Source organism: Cupriavidus sp. BIC8F, from assembly GCF_032465815.1.
GTDB classification, from domain to species: Bacteria; Pseudomonadota; Gammaproteobacteria; order Burkholderiales; family Burkholderiaceae; genus Cupriavidus; species Cupriavidus necator.
Genome location: NZ_CP136094.1, coordinates 1,990,442 through 2,007,562 on the forward strand (window position 1 = coordinate 1,990,442; position 17,121 = coordinate 2,007,562).

General features: G+C 68.5%; 12 protein-coding genes and 1 pseudogene. 3 read left to right on the forward strand and 10 right to left on the reverse strand.

Features of this window, described 5'->3' with window-relative positions; all coding sequences use genetic code 11:
• Positions 1-8 precede the first annotated feature (8 nt).
• From RS901_RS09365 to RS901_RS09375, 3 genes and pseudogenes are all read right to left on the reverse strand, one after another.
• Positions 9-3,308: an efflux RND transporter permease subunit gene (locus tag RS901_RS09365; protein WP_316153151.1), complete on the reverse strand. Its 3,300-nt coding sequence runs from the start codon at positions 3,306-3,308 to the stop codon at positions 9-11.
• Positions 3,309-3,310: 2 nt separating this feature from the next.
• Positions 3,311-6,432 (reverse strand): annotated as a pseudogene (locus RS901_RS09370) (MdtB/MuxB family multidrug efflux RND transporter permease subunit).
• Between the two features lie 9 nt (positions 6,433-6,441).
• The gene (locus RS901_RS09375) at positions 6,442-7,878 is read right to left on the reverse strand and encodes an MdtA/MuxA family multidrug efflux RND transporter periplasmic adaptor subunit (protein WP_316153153.1); all 1,437 of its coding nucleotides are present in this window, start codon (positions 7,876-7,878) and stop codon (positions 6,442-6,444) included.
• A gap of 341 nt (positions 7,879-8,219) precedes the next feature.
• On the opposite strand from RS901_RS09375, the gene RS901_RS09380 reads away from it, so the two are divergent.
• Positions 8,220-8,963 carry a response regulator gene (locus RS901_RS09380; protein ID WP_010812236.1) on the forward strand — a complete coding sequence of 248 codons (744 nt, stop codon included), beginning with the start codon at positions 8,220-8,222 and terminating at the stop codon, positions 8,961-8,963.
• 52 nt (positions 8,964-9,015) lie between these two features.
• Entirely contained in the window at positions 9,016-10,287 is a 1,272-nt protein-coding gene (locus tag RS901_RS09385) for an ATP-binding protein (RefSeq protein WP_013955666.1), read from the forward strand.
• 29 nt (positions 10,288-10,316) lie between these two features.
• Here RS901_RS09385 and plsY read toward each other — a convergent pair whose 3' ends face one another.
• The 6 genes from plsY to RS901_RS09415 all read right to left on the reverse strand — a co-directional run bounded on the left by plsY (position 10,317) and on the right by RS901_RS09415 (position 14,827).
• On the reverse strand, positions 10,317-10,925 hold the full coding sequence (gene plsY / locus RS901_RS09390) for a glycerol-3-phosphate 1-O-acyltransferase PlsY (RefSeq protein ID WP_011614592.1): 609 nt from the start codon (positions 10,923-10,925) through the stop codon (positions 10,317-10,319).
• Between the two features lie 122 nt (positions 10,926-11,047).
• On the reverse strand, positions 11,048-11,539 hold the full coding sequence (locus RS901_RS09395) for an aminoacyl-tRNA deacylase (RefSeq protein WP_316153155.1): 492 nt from the start codon (positions 11,537-11,539) through the stop codon (positions 11,048-11,050).
• Positions 11,540-11,562: 23 nt separating this feature from the next.
• Positions 11,563-12,501 (reverse strand): site-specific tyrosine recombinase XerD, encoded by a 939-nt coding sequence (xerD, locus tag RS901_RS09400; protein WP_316153157.1) that lies wholly within the window; start codon positions 12,499-12,501, stop codon positions 11,563-11,565.
• On the reverse strand, positions 12,498-12,977 hold the full coding sequence (locus tag RS901_RS09405; RefSeq protein ID WP_316153159.1) for a methylated-DNA--[protein]-cysteine S-methyltransferase: 480 nt from the start codon (positions 12,975-12,977) through the stop codon (positions 12,498-12,500). The genes xerD and RS901_RS09405 overlap by 4 nt, the downstream gene beginning before the upstream one ends.
• Before the next feature lie 106 nt (positions 12,978-13,083).
• Complete coding sequence (locus tag RS901_RS09410; RefSeq protein ID WP_013955671.1) at positions 13,084-14,052, reverse strand: tripartite tricarboxylate transporter substrate binding protein BugE; 969 nt, start codon at positions 14,050-14,052, stop codon at positions 13,084-13,086.
• 103 nt (positions 14,053-14,155) lie between these two features.
• A complete protein-coding gene (locus tag RS901_RS09415; protein ID WP_316153161.1) occupies positions 14,156-14,827 on the reverse strand; it encodes a chalcone isomerase family protein in 672 nt (223 codons plus the stop codon).
• Between the two features lie 186 nt (positions 14,828-15,013).
• Here RS901_RS09415 and RS901_RS09420 point away from each other — a divergent pair, with 186 nt between their 5' ends.
• Complete coding sequence (locus tag RS901_RS09420; protein WP_316153163.1) at positions 15,014-15,907, forward strand: AEC family transporter; 894 nt, start codon at positions 15,014-15,016, stop codon at positions 15,905-15,907.
• Here the strand turns inward: RS901_RS09420 and queG are convergent.
• The gene (queG, locus tag RS901_RS09425) at positions 15,904-17,109 is read right to left on the reverse strand and encodes a tRNA epoxyqueuosine(34) reductase QueG (RefSeq protein WP_316153165.1); all 1,206 of its coding nucleotides are present in this window, start codon (positions 17,107-17,109) and stop codon (positions 15,904-15,906) included. The genes RS901_RS09420 and queG overlap by 4 nt on opposite strands.
• Positions 17,110-17,121 lie beyond the last annotated feature (12 nt).

Genomic DNA, 17,121 nt, shown 5'->3' on the forward strand with positions numbered 1-17,121 from the left:
TCGCAAATCTAGACGGCGGCCGGCTGGTCCGGCGTGCCGGCACCACGGCGGCGCTGGCGCCAGGCCTTGACCTTCAGGCGCCATCGGTCCAGCGTCAGGTAGACCACCGGCGTGGTGTACAGCGTCAGCAGCTGGCTTACCACCAGCCCGCCGACAATGGAGATGCCCAGCGGCGCGCGCAGCTCGGCGCCGTCGCCGCGGCCGATCGCCAGCGGCACCGCGCCCAGCAGGGCGGCCATGGTGGTCATCAGGATCGGGCGGAAGCGCAGCAGGCAGGCGCGGTAAATCGCGTCGCGCGGCGACAGCCCCTCGCGCCGTTCGGCATCGATGGCGAAGTCGATCATCATGATCGCGTTCTTCTTGACGATGCCGATCAGCAGGATCACGCCGATCAGCGCGATGATGCTGAAGTCGGTCTTCGATGCCAGCAACGCCAGCAGCGCGCCCACGCCCGCCGAGGGCAGCGTCGACAGGATCGTCAGCGGGTGCACGTAGCTTTCATACAGCACGCCCAGCACGATATAGATCGTGATCAGCGCCGCCAGGATCAGGATCGGCTGGCTCTTGAGGGAATCCTGGAACGCCTTGGCGCCGCCCTGGAAGTTGGCGCGCAGCGCCTCCGGCACGCCGATGCGCGCCATCTCGCGCGTGATCGCGTCGGTCGCCTGCGACAGCGAAGTGCCCTCGGCCAGGTTGAACGAGATCGTCGAGGCCGCGAACTGGCCCTGGTGGTTCACGCCCAGCGGCGTGCTGGTCGGGGTCACGCGCGCGAACGCCGCCAGCGGCACGCGGTTGCCGTTGCCGGTGACCACGTAGATGTCCTTGAGCGCATCGGGCCCCTGCAGGTACTCCTGGCTCAGCTCCATCACCACGCGGTACTGGTTGAGCGGATGGTAGATGGTGGACACCAGCCGCTGGCCGAAGGCATCGTTGAGCACCGCATCGATCTGCTGCGCGGTCACGCCCAGGCGCGAGGCCGCATCGCGGTCGATGATCACCGAGGTCTGCAGGCCCTTGTCGTTGGTATCGGTGTCGATATCCTCCAGCCCCTTCAGGTTCGACAACGCCGCACGCACCTTGGGCTCCCACGCACGCAGCACTTCCAGGTCGTCGGACTGCAGCGTGAACTGGTATTGCGAACTGCTCTGCCGCCCGCCGATGCGGATATCCTGCACCGACTGCAGGAACAGGCTCGCGCCCGGTTCCTTGGCCAGCTTGCCGCGCAGCCGCGCGATGATCGCGTCGGCCGATTCCTTGCGCTCCGACAGCGGCTTGAGCGTGACGAACATCTGCCCGGAATTGCGCTGCGAGCCGCCGGTAAAGCCGGTCACGTTCTCCACCGCCGGATCCGACCGCACGATGGTGATGAAGTTGTCGAGCTTGCCGCGCATGGCCTGGAACGAGGTGGCCTGGTCGGCGCGGATAAAGCCGATCAGCCGGCCCGTGTCCTGCTGCGGGAAGAAGCCCTTGGGTACGATCACGTACAGGTACACGTTCAGCGCGATGGTGGCGATCAGCACCAGCCATACCAGCGGGCTGAAGCGCAGCGCCGTGGACAGCGAGCGCGCATAGCCGTCGTGCAGCCACTGGAACATGCGCTCGGTGGCGCGGAAGAAGTGGCCCTGCTTTTCCGGCTCGGGCGGACGCAGCAGCCGAGCGCACATCATCGGCGTGGTGGTCAGCGACACCACCAGCGACACCAGGATCGCCACCGACAGCGTGATCGCGAACTCCTGGAACAACCGGCCGACGATGCCGCCCATCATCAACAGCGGAATGAATACCGCGATCAGCGACAGGCTCATCGACAGCACCGTGAAGCCGACCTCGCGCGCGCCGCGCAGCGCGGCGGCGAGCGGCTTCATGCCTTCCTCGATATGGCGCGAGATGTTCTCCAGCACCACGATGGCATCGTCGACCACGAAGCCGGTGGCGATGGTCAGCGCCATCAGCGACAGGTTGTTCAGCGAGAACCCGGCCAGGTACATCACCGAGAAGGTGCCGATCAGCGACACCGGCACCGCCACGCTGGGGATCAAGGTGGCGCGCACATTGCGCAGGAACACGAACACCACCATGATCACCAGCGCCACCGAGATCATCAGCGTGTGCTCGACCTCGCGCAGTGAGGCGCGGATGGTGGGCGTGCGGTCCATCATCACGTCCATCGAGATCGCAGCCGGGATCATCTTCTGGAGCTGCGGCAGCATCTCGTTGACGCGGTCGACGGTCTCGATGATGTTGGCGCCGGGCGAGCGGTTCAGCACCAGCAGCACCGATGGCTTGCCGTTGGCCGAGCCCGCGTTGCGGATGTCCTGCACCGAGTCGACCACATTGGCCACGTCGTGCAGCCGCACCGGCACCGCGAACGATTTGGGCCCGCTGGTGGCGCTGGTGCCGCCGGTAGCGCCGCTGGTGATGGTGGTGGTGCCGCTGCTGGTGGTCAGCGTGGTCACGGTGACGCCGTTGACCACCTTGGTGCTGATGCCGCCGCTGGCGGCGGCGTTGGCGGTGCTGGCAATCAGCGCGCCCGCGGACGTGGACGAGAAGGTCCCCGGCGTGGCGTAGCGGATGATCAGCGGCATGTAGTCTTCCGCCTTCATCGCCTGGTCGTTGGCATAGACCTGCCAGTTGCTGGCGGCGTTCTCCAGCGTGCCCAGCGGCCGGTTGGCATTGGTCGCGCTGATGGTGTTGCGCACGTCTTCCAGCGAGATGCCGTAGTGGTTCAGCGCGGTCGGGTTCAGCTCCACCCGCACCGCCGGCAGCGAGGCCCCGCCGATGGTGACCTGGCCCACGCCATCGACCTGCGACAGCTTCTGCGCCAGGATGGTCGAGGCCGCGTCGTAGAGCTGCCCGCGCGTCATGGTCGGCGAGGTCAGCGCGATGATCATGATCGGCGCGTCGGCCGGGTTGACCTTGCGGTAGGTCGGGTTGTTGGGCAGGCTGGTCGGCAGCGTCGCGCGCGAGGCATTGATCGCCGCCTGCACGTCGCGCGCGGCGCCGTCGATATTGCGCGACAGGTCGAACTGCAGCGTCACCCGGGTGGAGCCGAGCGAGCTGCTCGACGTGATCTCGGTCACGCCGGCGATGGTGCCGAGCGCGCGTTCCAGGGGCGTGGCCACGGTGGCGGCCATCGTTTCCGGGCTCGCACCCGGCAGCGACGCCGATACTGAGATGGTCGGGAAATCCACCTGCGGCAGCGGCGACACCGGCAGCAGCCGCAGCGCGGCCAGCCCCGCCAGCAGGATGCCGAGCGTCAGCAGCGCGGTCGCGACGGGGCGGTGGATGAAGGCAGCCGAGAGATTCATCGTTACACCGGCTCCTCGCCCGTACCGCCTTCCTCCGGATCGCCGAAGCGCCGCTTGCGCCAGCCCTTCACGCGCGTGGCGATGCGGTCGAAGGCCAGGTAGATCACCGGCGTGGTGAACAGCGTCAGCACCTGGCTGACCAGCAGGCCGCCCACCATGGTCACGCCCAGCGGCCGGCGCAGCTCGCTGCCGATGCCGGAACCCAGCATCAGCGGTAGCGCCGCCAGCAGGGCCGCCATGGTGGTCATCATGATCGGGCGGAAGCGCAGCAGGCAGGCCTGGAAGATCGCGTCGCGCGGGCGCATGCCGCCCTCGCGCTCAGCCTCGAGCGCGAAGTCGATCATCATGATCGCGTTCTTCTTGACGATGCCGATCAGCAGGATGATGCCGATGATCGCGATGATGCCCAGGTCCTGGCCTGCCACCAGCAGCGCCAGCAGCGCGCCCACGCCGGCAGACGGCAGCGTCGACAGGATGGTGACCGGGTGGATGGTGCTTTCATACAGCACGCCCAGCACGATATACATCGTCACCACCGCGGCCAGGATCAGCCACAGCGTGTTCGACAGCGACGCGCGGAAGGCCAGCGCGGCGCCCTGGAAGCTGGTCTGCATCGAGATCGGCAGGCCCAGTTCGTGTTCCACCTTGGTGATCTTGTCGACCGCGGCGCCCAGCGATTCGCCGTGCGCGAGGTTGAACGAGATCGTCGCTGCCGGGAACTGGCCCTGGTGGTTGACCACCAGCGGGCCGGTGCGCTCGGTGATTCGCGCGAACGAGCCCAGCGGCACTTGCCCGCCGGAAGAAGAGGGCAGGCGCAGGTCGGCCAGCGACTGCGGGTTCTTGCGGAACTCCGGCATGGTCTCCAGCACCACGCGGTACTGGCTGGACTGCGTGAAGATGGTCGACACCAGCCGCTGGCCGAAAGCGCTGTACAGCGCGCTGTCGATCACCGCGGTGGTGATGCCGAAGCGCGCCGCGGCGTCGCGGTCGATATCGACATAGGCGCGCAGGCCGTTGTTCTGCTGGTCGCTGGTGACGTCGCGCAGCTCCGGTTCCTGGCGCAGGCGTTCCACCAGCTTGGGCACCCACGCGGCCAGGGTTGCGGGATCGGGGTCCTCGACGGTGAACTGGTACTGCGTACGCGAGACCTTGTCCTCGATGGTCAGGTCCTGCACCGGCTGCGTGTACAGCGACACGCCGCCGAGGTCATGCACCGCCTGCTGCAGCCGCTGTGTCACCACCTCGATCGGATCGCGATCGCCTTTGGGCTTGAGGTTGATCAACATGCGCCCGGCGTTGAGCGTGGTGTTGGTGCCGTCCACGCCGATGAACGACGACAGGCTTGCCACGGCCGGGTCCTGCATCACCACCTTGGCCACGGCCTGCTGCCGGCGCGCCATGGCGTCGAACGAGGTGGTCTGCGCGGCTTCCGTAATGCCCTGGATCACGCCGGTGTCCTGCACCGGGAAGAAGCCCTTGGGCACCAGCAGGTAAAGCAGCACGGTCAGCACCAGCGTGGCCACTGCCACCACCAGCGTCGCCTTCTGGCGATCGAGCACCCAGTCCAGCGCGCGGCCGTAGCGGTCGATCACGTTGTCGAAGAAGCGGCCGCTGGCGCGGTGAAAGCGCGACAGCTTCTCTTCCGGCACATGGTGCAGTAGGCGCGCGCACATCATCGGCGTAAGCGTCAGCGACACCACCGCCGAGATCAGGATCGACACCGCCAGCGTGATCGCGAACTCGCGGAACAGGCGCCCGACCACGTCGCCCATGAACAGCAGCGGGATCAGCACCGCCACCAGCGAGAAGGTCAGCGAGATGATGGTGAAGCCAATCTGCTTGGAACCCTTCAGCGCTGCCGCCATGGGCGAATCGCCTTTCTCGATGTAGCGCATGATGTTCTCGATCATCACGATCGCATCGTCGACCACGAAGCCGGTGGCGATGGTCAGCGCCATCAGCGTCAGGTTGTTGATCGAGAACCCGGCCAGGTACATCACGCCGAAGGTGCCCACCAGCGAGAGCGGCACCGCCACGCCCGGGATGATGGTGGCCGGTATATTGCGCAGGAACAGGAAGATTACCAGGACCACCAGCGCGATCGCCAGCAGCAGTTCGAACTGCACGTCCTCGACCGAGGCGCGGATGGTGGTGGTGCGGTCGGTCAGCAGCTGCACGTGGACCGAGGCCGGCAGCGCGTTCTGCAGCTGCGGTAGCAGCGTCTTGATGCGGTCCACCACTTCGATCACGTTGGCGCCCGGCTGGCGCTGGATGTTCAGCACGATCGCGGGCTTCTCATTGGCCCAGGCGGCCAGGCGGCTGTTCTCGGGGCCGTCGACGATCTCGGCCACGTCGGTGATGCGGATCGGCGCGCCGTTCTTGTAGCCCAGGATGATCTGGCGGTACTCGTCGGCCGAGCGCAGCTGGTCGTTGGCGTCGATGGTGGAGGCGCGCGCGGGCCCGTCGAAGCTGCCCTTGGCGCCGTTCACGTTGGAGGCGCCGATGGCGGTGCGCAGGTCGTCGATCGACATGCCCAGCGACGCCAGCGCGGTCGGGTTGGCCTGGATACGCACCGCGGGGCGCTGGCCGCCGCTGATGGTGACCAGGCCCACGCCCTGGATCTGCGAGATCTTCTGCGCCACGCGCGTGTCGACCATGTCCTGCAGCTTGGGCAGCGGCATGGTGTCCGAGGTCATGGCAATGGTCATGACCGGCGCGTCGGCCGGGTTGACCTTGCTGTAGACCGGCGGCATCGGCAGGTCTGACGGCAGCAGGTTGCTGCCGGCGTTGATGGCGGCCTGCACCTCCTGCTCGGCCACGTCCAGTGGCAGCGTCAGTTCGAACTGCAGCGTGATCACCGAGGCGCCGCCCGACGAGGACGACGACATCTGTTTCAGGCCCGGCATCTGGCCGAACTGGCGCTCCAGTGGCGCGGTCACCGACGAGGTCATCACGTCCGGGCTGGCGCCGGGGTAGAGCGTGGTGACCTGGATGGTCGGGTAGTCGACCTCGGGCAGCGCCGACAGCGGCAGCAGCCGGTACGCCACCAGCCCGGACAGCAGGATGGCCAGCATCAGCAGCGCGTGGCGACCGGGCGCTCGATGAAGAGGCGTGAGGGGTTCATGCGGTGTCCTTACTGCTGCGCGCCGCTGGCGCCGGCCTCGCGGTGGCGGCGATGTTCGCCGGCCGCGCCGGAGGCCGCGGCCCCGCTGGCGTCGGCGTGCGCGCCGCTGGCGCCGCCCCCGTCCCGGTTGCGGCGGCCGCGCCCGCGCGGCTGGCTGGCCGGCACCACCGCGGCGGCGCGTGCGGCCGGATCGACGGCCTCCACCGTCATGCCTTCCTTGAGGCGGTCGGCGCCGTCCACCACCACGCGCTGGCCGGGCTCCAGGCCCTTGAGCACGGCGTTGCGGCTGCCGTCGCCCGGGCCGAGCGTGACCACCTGCACCTTGACCTTGCTGGCCTCGTCCACGGTGTAGACAAAGGTGCCCTGCTGGCCGCGCTGGATTGCCGCGACCGGGATCACGGTGGCGTCCCTGAGGGTATCGACGCGCGTGCGCACGTTGACGAACTGGTTGGGGAACAGCATGCCGTCTTCATTGGGGAAGACCGCCTTGAGCTTGACCGTGCCGGTGGTGGTGTCGATCTGGTTGTCGGTGGTCAGCAGCGTGCCTTCGCCCAGCTGGTTGCGCACCTGGCGGTCCCAGGCCTGCACCGGCAGCTTTTCGCCGGCGTTGAGCTTCTTCAGCACCGAGGGCAGGTTGTCCTCGGGGATGGTGTACATCACGGCAATCGGCTGGATCTGCGTGATCAGCGCGATGCCGTTGGTGTCGCCGGTATTGACGATATTGCCCGGGTCCACCTGGCGTAGGCCGATGCGGCCCGACACCGGCGCCACGATCCTGGTGTAGCCCAGCTGCAGGCGCGCGTTGGCGACATTGCCCTGGTCGGTCTTGACCACGCCCTCGTACTGGCGCACCAGCGCGTCCTGGGTATCGACCTGCTGCTTGGAGATCGAGTCCTGGCCCAGCAGGGTGCGGTAGCGCTGCTGGTCCAGCCTGGCGTTCTGCAGCAGCGCCTGGTCGCGCGCCAGCTGGCCCACGGCCTGGTCCAGCGCGGCCTGGAACGGGCGCGGGTCGATCTCGGCCAGCACGTCGCCGGCCTTGACCATCTGGCCTTCCTTGAACAGCACCTTGAGCAGCGGGCCGGACACCTGCGCGCGCACTGTGACGTTGGACACCGGGGTCACATTGCCCAGGCCGTTGAGCACCACGTCCATATCGCGCTTGGCCACGGTGGCGACCACCACGGGCGAGCGCGGCATGCCGGGGCCACCGGCGCCACCACGCGCGCCCGGGCCGCTGGCGCCCCGCTGCGCGCCTGCCGCCCCGGTTGCCTCCTGCGGCGCCTGGCCGCGATGGGCATGCCAGTACCAGGCGCCCCCCGCGAGCAGCAGCACCAGCACGCCGGCAGTCAGCCTGCGCCGGCCGGCGCGCCGCGGCGGAGTGCCCTCGGGCGGACGCGAAGACGGGGTCGGGTTGGGGGTAGGTTGGCCTTGTTCGGGGTTGGACATGTCCGCAAATCCTGGGGGCGGCGCACGCGCGGCGCGCCGGCAATGTTCGGTCTGGCAAGTGACGATGCAGCAGTATGCCGCAACGCCACGGGCGCCGGCCTGCCGCGTGGGAGGGCACGCCGCGGGGTGGCCGGCAGGCCGGCAAGTGCCGTGTGGCGCGCAATGCGGCGGCCCCGGTGGCACGTCATGCCGCAAGGATAATGTGCGGGCCCGGACGCCCGTATTTCGGCGCCCGGCGCTTTTATTACAGCGGATTACCAGCGCCCCGGGTGTAACCTCCGGAAACAAAACCGCCCGGCCAAACCGGCATGTGTGGCGCCGGGGCTGACTATCATGTGCCTATGCGAACGAACCAGCCTACCCAGATCCTCGTCGTCGACGACGATCCCGAACTTCGCGACCTGCTGCGCGAGTACCTGACCCAGCAGGGTTTTGCCGTCTCGGTGATGCATGACGGCGACGGCCTGCAGGCGCGCCTGGAGCGCGAGCGGCCGGCGCTGATCGTGCTGGACCTGATGATGCCCAAGGTCGACGGCCTGACCGCGCTGCGCAACCTGCGCGCCAAGAACGACGATATCCCGGTGATCCTGCTCACGGCCCGCAGCGACGAGATCGACCGCATCGTCGGGCTTGAGATCGGCGCCGACGACTACCTTGGCAAGCCGTTTTCGCCGCGCGAACTGCTGGCGCGCATCAATGCCGTGCTGCGCCGCAAGCTGGCGCGCCCGGCGGCGGCGCCCGAAGACCGCGAATCGGTCGCCTTCGGCCCGTTCCGCGTCAATTTCCGCCAGCGCACACTGAGCCGTGCCGGCCAGACGCTGTCGATCAGCGATACCGAGTTTGCGCTGCTCAAGCTGCTGCTGATGCATCCGCTGGAAGTGCTGTCGCGCGAGCGCATCGTCGAGCTGATGTACGGCAGCGCCAGCGGCATCAGCGACCGCGGCATCGACGTGCAGATCTGGCGCCTGCGCCGGCTGCTCGATGAAGACGCGCAGCGCCCGCGCTATATCCAGACCGTGCGCGGGCGCGGCTATACCTTCGTTCCCGACGAAGCGGAAGAGATGTCCGCGGGGCTCCCCGAATAATGGCCGCGGCGCCCGCACCCTGGCGCCGCTTGCCACCAGATCCTTGTTTGCGATGAAGTTGCGACGTATCGACACCCTGTTCGGCCGCATTGCGCTGCTGATTGCCGCCGTGCTCGTGATCAGCCATTTCTCATGGCTCGCCATCCTGCGCATGGACCGCCGCCAGCAGCAGGTGGACTATTCCGTCGAGCAGATGCTGTTCCAACTCGACAGCATCGAGCGCGCGCTCGACGCGCGTCCGCCGGCGAAGCTGCCCAGCCTGGTGGAGACGGCCAACACGGCCGACGCGGAAGAGCATGCCACCGTGCCCAAGGGCGGGCGCTCGCGCCGGCTGGTCGAGCAGTTCATCGGCAGGCTGCCGCAGGGCACCGAGATCCGGCTGGAGGACGAGACCACGCCGCGCATCTGGATCAAGCTGCCCAGCCGCGCCCGCTGGATCGCCATGCCGATCCTGTGGGTCCACAATCCGCCGCCTGACAACCGGCTGGTGCCGGGCGTGATGCTGGTGGTGGGCGTGGCAATCATCTTCGCGGTGCTGATCGCCTGGCAGATCCAGCGGCCGGTGCGCGACATGGCCAATGCGGCGGAGCTGCTGTCGCGCCAGCACGCCGTGCCGCCGCTGCGCGAGCGCGGCCCGCATGAGCTGCGCCAGCTGATCGAGCGTTTCAACCGCATGGTGGCCGACCTGGCGCGCATCGACCAGGAGCGCAACACCATGCTGGCAGGCATCGCGCATGACCTGAAGACGCCGCTGGCGCGGCTGCGCCTGCGCGCCGAGATGCTGGCCGATCCCAAGGCCGCCGCGGGGGTGACGCGCGACGTGGAGTCCATGTCGGCCATCGTCGAACAGTTCCTGAGCTTCGCGCAGACCAGCGAGTCGACCGCGCGGCCGGTGCCGGTGGACCGGCGCGTCAATGAGCTGGCCGCGTCGCTGGCCGAGCAGGAGCGCCAGGTGGTGCTGTCGCTGGGCGCGGGCGAGGGCTTCCGCATGATCGCCACGCAGCTGGACCGCATCGTCGGCAACCTGGTCGACAACGCCTACGCCTATGGCAAGCCGCCGGTGTGCATTGCGACCGCGCGCACGCCGGAGGGTTACCTGCTGGTGGTGGAGGACCAGGGCGCCGGCATTCCCGAGGATGACAAGGACCGCGCCACGCTGCCCTTTGTGCGGCTGGACCCGGCTCGGGGCGGCAATGCGCATTCCGGGCTGGGGCTGGCGATCGTGGACCGGCTGGTGCGGCAGGCGGGCGGGAAGCTGAACCTGGTGAATGCCGACGGCGGCGGCTTCCGGGTGGAGATGCTGTTTGGGGCAGCCGAGGCCTGAGCCGGGGTCAGGGCTGCCTCAGGCCGTTTTCAGACCTTCTTCTTCTCGCCGATCCGGCTTTCCTTGCCGGCCAGCAGCTTGGCAATATTCTGCCGGTGCCGCGCAATCAGCAGCACGCTGATCACGAAGATCGCCCCCGTCATCACATCCACGCCGTTCATCAGCACATGGAAGAACGGTGCGAAGATCGCCGCCACCAGCGCTGCCAGCGACGAGTAGCGGAAAAAGAACGCGATGATCAGCCACGTGGCCAGCGTGCCCAGGCCCAGGATCGGGTCGATGGCCAGCAGGATCCCGGCCGCGGTGGCTACGCCCTTGCCGCCGGCGAAGCGGTGGTACACCGGGAACAGGTGCCCCAGGAAGACCGCCAGTGCCACCATGGCCAGTCCGGTTTCGTTCAGCCCGTAGGCCGGCCCGAAGCGCGCCGCCAGCCATACCGCCAGCCAGCCCTTCAGGGCATCGCCGATCAGCGTCAGGATGGCGGCCTTCTTGTTGCCGGTGCGCAGCACGTTGGTGGCGCCGGGATTGCCGGAGCCATAGGAGTGCGGGTCCGGCAGCCCCATCAGCTTGCTGACGACCACAGCGAAGGAAACGGAGCCGATCAGGTAGGCGGCAAGGGCGAAAAGCAGATTGGCCATGTGTAGTGGGGTGTTTTCAGGCTGGCGCGATTGTAGCGCGGCAGGGGCCTCGCTACGTCCGTGACTTCCCGGATTGGCATCGAGGCTTCCCTCGGTTTGCGCGGGGGCGCCCGGTCATGTGCTCAGTCAGGCAGTGCGCATTGCACCGGCTGGGCGTCCACCAGCGTGGGCAGCAGCTTCGGGTCCACGCTGACCAGGTAGCCGCGGCGCCCGCCGTTGATATAGATGCGCGCCAGTTCCAGCACGGTCGACTCCACGTAGACCGGCATGCGCTTGCGCGTGCCGAAGGGCGAGGTGCCGCCCACCATGTAGCCGCTGTGGCGCTGCGCCACCTCGGGCTTGCACGGCTGCACGCTCTTGCGGCTGGCTTGGCGTGCCAGGTTCTTGGTCGAGACCGAGCAGTCGCCGTGCATCAGCACCACCATCGGCTGCGCGCGCTCGTCTTCCATGATCAGCGTCTTGATCACGTCGTGCTCGGGAACGCCCAGCTGGCGCGCCGATTCGCCGGTGCCGCCGTGCTCGACATAGTCATACGGATGCTCGCCGAAGGCGACGCCATGCTTGCGCAGGTACTGCGTGGCGGGGGTTTCTGATACGTGCCTGGTCTTGCTCATGACAGTGGTCGCTGCCCGCTTGCTCAACCGCGCGGATGGTGCTGCTGGTGCAGCTCGCGCAGGCGTTCGCGGGCGACGTGCGTATAGATCTGGGTGGTGGAAATATCGGCGTGGCCCAGCAGCAGCTGCACCACGCGCAGGTCGGCGCCGTGGTTGAGCAGGTGCGTGGCAAAGGCGTGCCGCAGCGTGTGCGGCGACAGCGGCGCGTGCACGCCGGCATCGCGCGCATGGCGCTTGATCAGGTGCCAGAACGCCTGCCGCGTCATGCCTTCGCCGCGCTGCGTGACAAAGAGCGCGTCGCAGGCGCGCCCGGCCAGCAGCGCGGGGCGCGCACTGGCCAGGTAGCGGCGCAGCCAGTCGCCGGCCTGCTGGCCGAACGGCACCAGCCGCTCCTTGTCGCCCTTGCCGCCGACCACGCGCGCCACGCCTTCGTTCAGGCCGATCTCGATGGTCTTCATCTGCGTGAGCTCCGACACACGCAGCCCGCTGGCGTACATCAGCTCCAGCATGGTGCGGTCGCGCAGCCCCAGCGGCGTGTCGGTGTCGGGCGCTTCGAGCAGCGCGTCGACCTGGGACTCGGTCAGGGTCTTGGGGTAGCGCGGCGGCTGCTTGGCGGGGCGCAGCAGCAGGCAGGGGTCGGCTTCGACCAGGTGTTCGCGCAGCGCCCACTGGTAGAAGCGGCGGAACACCGCCAGGCGACGGTTGGCCGACGAGGCGCGGGTCTGCGTGTGGCGCGCGTTGAAGTAGGCCGACAGCGCGCTGTCGTCCACGCCCAGCAGTTCACTGCGGTGTTCATGCTGCAGCCAGCGCGCCAGCAGCGTCAGGTCGCGCCGGTAGGCATCGATGGTGTTGCGCGAGAGGCCGTCTTCCAGCCACAGCGCGTCGCAGAAGCGGCTGACCAGCGCCACGTCGGCGTCGCTGGGCGCGGCCGCCTGCGCGGGTGCCTGGGCGGCGCCGCTCATATCAGCATGGCGCCCTCATGGCGCAGCAGCCAGCGTTTGACGTCGAGGTAGAAGCCGTCTTCGGCATGGTGCGAGAAGCCGCCGATGCCGCGTGCCGAGACCACGCGATGGCAGGGGATCACGATCGGGAACGGGTTCTGCCCGCAGGCCTGGCCCACCGCGCGCGGCATCGCGCCGATGGCCTCGGCGATGGTGCCATAGGTGGTCACCGCGCCGCGCGGCACCGCGCTGATGGCCTGCCACACGCGCTGCTGGAAGTCGCTGCCGGCCGGGGCCAGCGGCAGGTCGAAGGCGGCGTCGGGATTGGCGTAGTAGGCCTCCAGTTGCGCCGCGAGCTGTTGCGTCAGCGCGTCCGCCGGGGCGCGTGCCTCGACGTGCTCGGGAAGATACACGATGGCCCGGATGCGCACGCCGTCCGTGCGCACCCCGATCTTGCCGAACGGGGCGGTGAGGATGGCGTCATAGGTGGCGGGCATGGCGGTCAGGCTGGGGCGAATGCTGGATTTTAGTGCTTTTTGGCGCGGGCAAGAAAAAAGGGCCGCCTCGCGGCGGCCCTTTGCGGGTGGCGTCACACCGGCCGGATCATTGCTCCAGCTTGATGTTCTGCACCTTCACAAGATTCTTCATCTTGTCGAATTCCTTCTTGATCTCGGCCGCATGCTGCGCCGGCGTGTTGCCCGACGGCTCGGCGCCGGCGGTGCGCAGGCGCTGCTGGAAGTCCTTGTCCTGCAGGGCCTTGACGGCGGCTTCGTTGAGCTTCTTGATGACGTCGTCAGGCGTGCCGGCCGGTGCCACCAGGCCGTACCAGGCCGGGTCGTTCGGCTCCTTCAGGCCCATTTCGCCGAAGGTCGGCACGTTGGGCATGGATTCCAGGCGCTTGTTCCAGGCCACCACGATCGGGCGCAGCTTGCCGGCCTTGATGTAGGGAATCGAAGAGGGCAGGTTGTCCACCATGATCGGCACCTGGCCGGCCAGCACGTCGTTCAGCGCCGGGCCCGCGCCGCGGTACGGGATATGGACCATGAAGGTCTTGGTCGAGACCTTGAACTGCTCGCCCAGCATGTGGCCGAAGCCGCAGGTGCCCGACGAGGCGTACGAATACTTGCCCGGGTTGGCCTTCAGCACGGCCAGGAACTCCTTGTAGTCCTTGGCCGGGAAGTTCGGGTTCACGGCGATCACGTTGGCCACGTTGGCCAGGTTGGTGATGGGCTTGAAGTCCTTGATCGGGTCGTACGACAGCTTGGGGTTGCAGGCCGGGTTCACGGCCATGGTCGAGACCGTGGAGATGCCGATGGTGTACCCGTCCGGCGCGGCCTTGGCGATCGCGTCTGCACCGATCGAACCACCCCCGCCGGCGCGGTTCTCCACCACTACGGGCTGGCCCAGGATGCGGCTCATCTGGTCCGCGGCGCCGCGGCCGACGATGTCGGTGGTGCCGCCGGGTGCGAACGGAATGATCAGTCGGATCGGCTTGGTGGGGTAGCTCTGGGCCTGCGCCGCGGTGGCGGCGGCGGCCAGGGCCAGGGTCAGTGCGAGTTTGCCAGCTTGCATGAGATCATGTCTCCCGTCAGGAAATCCGGGCAGGGTGCCGCCCGGAAGCAAAAAAACCGTCGCAGTGCCACAGGTGGGGCCGTGCGCCGGCAGCGTAATTGTGTCAGCCGCCCAGCAGCCCGCGCTTGACCTCGGCGTCGACCGGGCGCTCGCCCAGGAAGACCCGCAGCACGGCCTGGTAGAAGTCTTCGCCGGGGATCGGCCGGCCGCGAGGCGTGCCGTTGATGGCGACGACGGTCCCCGTCTGCGGGGAAAAATCCAGGTTGATCACGTCGCCCTTGTGCGCGGTGCCGACCTCGCCCAGGGTGCGCTCGAACTGTACCAGCCGCGTGGCCAGTTCCTGCATCTGCTGCTCGCTGTGGTTGTTGCGGAGGCCCTGGCGGATGGCGCGCATGAGGGCCGGCGGTTCGGCCTCGCGCAGCATGCGCAACTGCAGCCGCTTGGTGCCGGGCGTGCCCAGCACCAGGGCCGCGTTGCGGGCCCTCTCCTGCAGGTACAGGGCGGCCACGTAGCCCTTGGCCAGGAAGCCCGCGCGCAGGGCGGTGCCGTTGAGCCGCAGTTCCTTGCCGCCCACGCGTGCCGCATCGTCAAAACGTATCCCTTCGATCTCCACCGAGCGCGCCGGCACGGGTACGGCGCCCGCGGCCATGGCGGCGCACAGCGCCGCCAGCACGGCGGCCAGGCGCAGGCAGCGGCCCGGGTGCAGACCAGGGCGGAAGGGGGCTCGGAGGTGGGTGTCCGGGCGCGGCGGCGCGGACCGGGTGCGGGACAACATGGCGGCAGGCGTACAACTTGGCATGCCATGCTGGCCTAAATCTGGAAAAATACCTATCCGTATCTGCCCTAGTCTGCACATTCCGGTTTTTTGCCGTTATCCACCCCCGCCGCCGCCGCTGCAATCCCGTGCGACGGCCCGCAGGGCAGCTGCCGCGTCATGCCACCGCCACCAAAACAACGATAAATGTCTTCTGCCCTCCTGCTGGTCCCGGACTTCAGCCTGATCCTCATCGGTTGGCTGCTGGTGCGCTATACCCCGTTCGACCGCGCCTTCTGGGGCGGCGTGGAACGCCTGGTCTACTTCGTGCTGTTCCCGGCGCTGCTGCTGCAGTCGACCAATACCGCGGTGCTGGATTTCTCCTCGACCTCGGCCATGCTGGGGCTGGCGCTGCTGGTGATGGCCACCGGCATGGCCGGCGGCTACGCCGTCAAATGGGTGTTGCGCCCGAACGCGCTGAGCTTTGCCTCGGGCCTGCAGACCGCGTTCCGCTTCAATTCCTATATCGGGCTGGCGCTGGCCTCGCGCCTGGGCGGCTCCGAGGGGCTGGCGCTGATGGCGGTGATCGTCGGCTGCACGGTGCCGCTGTGCAACGTGGCGGCGGTGTGGGCGCTGGCGCGGCACGGCCAGACCGCGCTGTGGAAAGAGCTGGCGCGCAACCCGCTGATCCTGGCCACTGCCGGCGGCCTGCTCACCAACCTGATGGGGCTGCATGCGCCCGAGGTGCTGGGGATGACACTGAACCGGCTGGGCTCGGCCTCGACCGCGCTGGGGCTGATGACGGTGGGTGCCGGGCTGCAGATGAGTGGCGCCACCGGTACCGCCGGCCCGGTGGCCTGGTGGACCGGGGTCAAGCTGCTGGCGATGCCGTGCGTGGCCTGGCTGGTGGGGCGGCACCTGCCGCTGACCGCGCTGCAGTACCAGATCGTGGTGCTGTATGCCTCGCTGCCCACGGCCTCCAGCGCCTATATCCTGGCGGTGCGCATGGGCGGCAACGGGCCGATGGTGGCGGCGACGATTTCGCTGATGACGGTGGCGGCGATCGTGACCACGCCGCTGTGGCTGGCGCTGGTCAGCTAGTCCGGCGGCGGGCCGCCCTGGGCCAGGGCCCAGTCGATATGCTCGCGCACCAGCGGCGTGGCGGCCTCGCGCCGCTCCTGCAGCGCTGCGCGGATGCGCGCGGCCAGGGCCGCGTCTTCGGCGCTCGTGCCCGACAGCGCCGCGCGCAGGCTGTTGCCCAGCCCCACCGCCAGGTTGCGCAGCCAGCGCTCATGGCCGATGCGGCGGATCGGGCTGCCTTCGAGCCGCTGGTTGAATTCCGCTTCGGTCCACTGGAACAGCGCCACCATGTCGGGCGCGTCCAGCCCGTTGCGCACGTCGAAGTCCGGCACCATGGCCACATGCGCGAACTTGTTCCACGGGCAGGCCAGCTGGCAGTCGTCGCAGCCGTAGACGCGGTTGCCCATGGGCGCGCGGAACTCCACCGGGATCGGGCCCTTGTGCTCGATGGTCAGGTACGAGATGCAGCGGCGCGCATCCAGCCGGTACGGCGCCACGATGGCACGCGTCGGGCAGATGTCCAGGCAGCGGTGGCAGTTGCCGCAGTGGCCCGATTCGGGCGCGTCGGCCGGCAGCGGGATGTCGACCAGGATCTCGCCGAGGAAGAACATCGAGCCGCCGTCGCGGTCCAGCAGCAGCGTATGCTTGCCGCGCCAGCCGAGTCCGCCCTGGCTGGCCAGCGCCACTTCCATGACGGGTGCGGAATCGGTAAAGACGCGGTAGCCGAATTTTCCGATTTCGGCCTCGATCCGGCTGGCCAGTTGCTGCAGGCGGCTGCGCAGCACCTTGTGATAATCGCGGCCGCGCGCATACAGCGACACCACCGCGGTGGCCGGATCATCCAGCCGCGCCAGCTCGTGGCGGCGCCAGTCGGTGGCGCCGGCCTGGGCGCCGGCGGCCGGAATGTACGGCATCCGCGCCACGATCGCACGCACGGTGCCGGGCACCAGTTCGGCCGGCCGGGCGCGCCGCAGGCCGTGGTTCGCCATATAATCCATGTCGCCGTGGTAGCCCTGCGCCAGCCACGCCATCAGCCCCGGCTCGGCATGACTGAGGTCGACATCGGCAATGCGCACGGAGGCAAAGCCCAGTTCCGCGCCCCATGCGCGGATCGACGCGGCCAGTGCCGCAAGTTCCCCGGGGCCCGCGGCCAGGTGGCCGGCGGTGCCGGGAACGGGGGTAGGTGGCGCATCTGCCTGCCCTGGGGCGACTCGGTCGATCATCCCTGAATTGTA

Coding starts and splice junctions, on each gene's coding strand:
- RS901_RS09375 (WP_316153153.1), bottom strand. CDS start 7,878: ATGTCCAACCCCGAACAAGGCCAACCTACCCCCAACCCGACCCCGTCT.
- RS901_RS09385 (WP_013955666.1), top strand. CDS start 9,016: ATGAAGTTGCGACGTATCGACACCCTGTTCGGCCGCATTGCGCTGCTG.
- RS901_RS09365 (WP_316153151.1), bottom strand. CDS start 3,308: ATGAATCTCTCGGCTGCCTTCATCCACCGCCCCGTCGCGACCGCGCTG.
- RS901_RS09415 (WP_316153161.1), bottom strand. CDS start 14,827: ATGTTGTCCCGCACCCGGTCCGCGCCGCCGCGCCCGGACACCCACCTC.
- RS901_RS09395 (WP_316153155.1), bottom strand. CDS start 11,539: ATGAGCAAGACCAGGCACGTATCAGAAACCCCCGCCACGCAGTACCTG.
- plsY (WP_011614592.1), bottom strand. CDS start 10,925: ATGGCCAATCTGCTTTTCGCCCTTGCCGCCTACCTGATCGGCTCCGTT.
- xerD (WP_316153157.1), bottom strand. CDS start 12,501: ATGAGCGGCGCCGCCCAGGCACCCGCGCAGGCGGCCGCGCCCAGCGAC.
- RS901_RS09420 (WP_316153163.1), top strand. CDS start 15,014: ATGTCTTCTGCCCTCCTGCTGGTCCCGGACTTCAGCCTGATCCTCATC.
- queG (WP_316153165.1), bottom strand. CDS start 17,109: ATGATCGACCGAGTCGCCCCAGGGCAGGCAGATGCGCCACCTACCCCC.
- RS901_RS09380 (WP_010812236.1), top strand. CDS start 8,220: ATGCGAACGAACCAGCCTACCCAGATCCTCGTCGTCGACGACGATCCC.
- RS901_RS09410 (WP_013955671.1), bottom strand. CDS start 14,052: ATGCAAGCTGGCAAACTCGCACTGACCCTGGCCCTGGCCGCCGCCGCC.
- RS901_RS09405 (WP_316153159.1), bottom strand. CDS start 12,977: ATGCCCGCCACCTATGACGCCATCCTCACCGCCCCGTTCGGCAAGATC.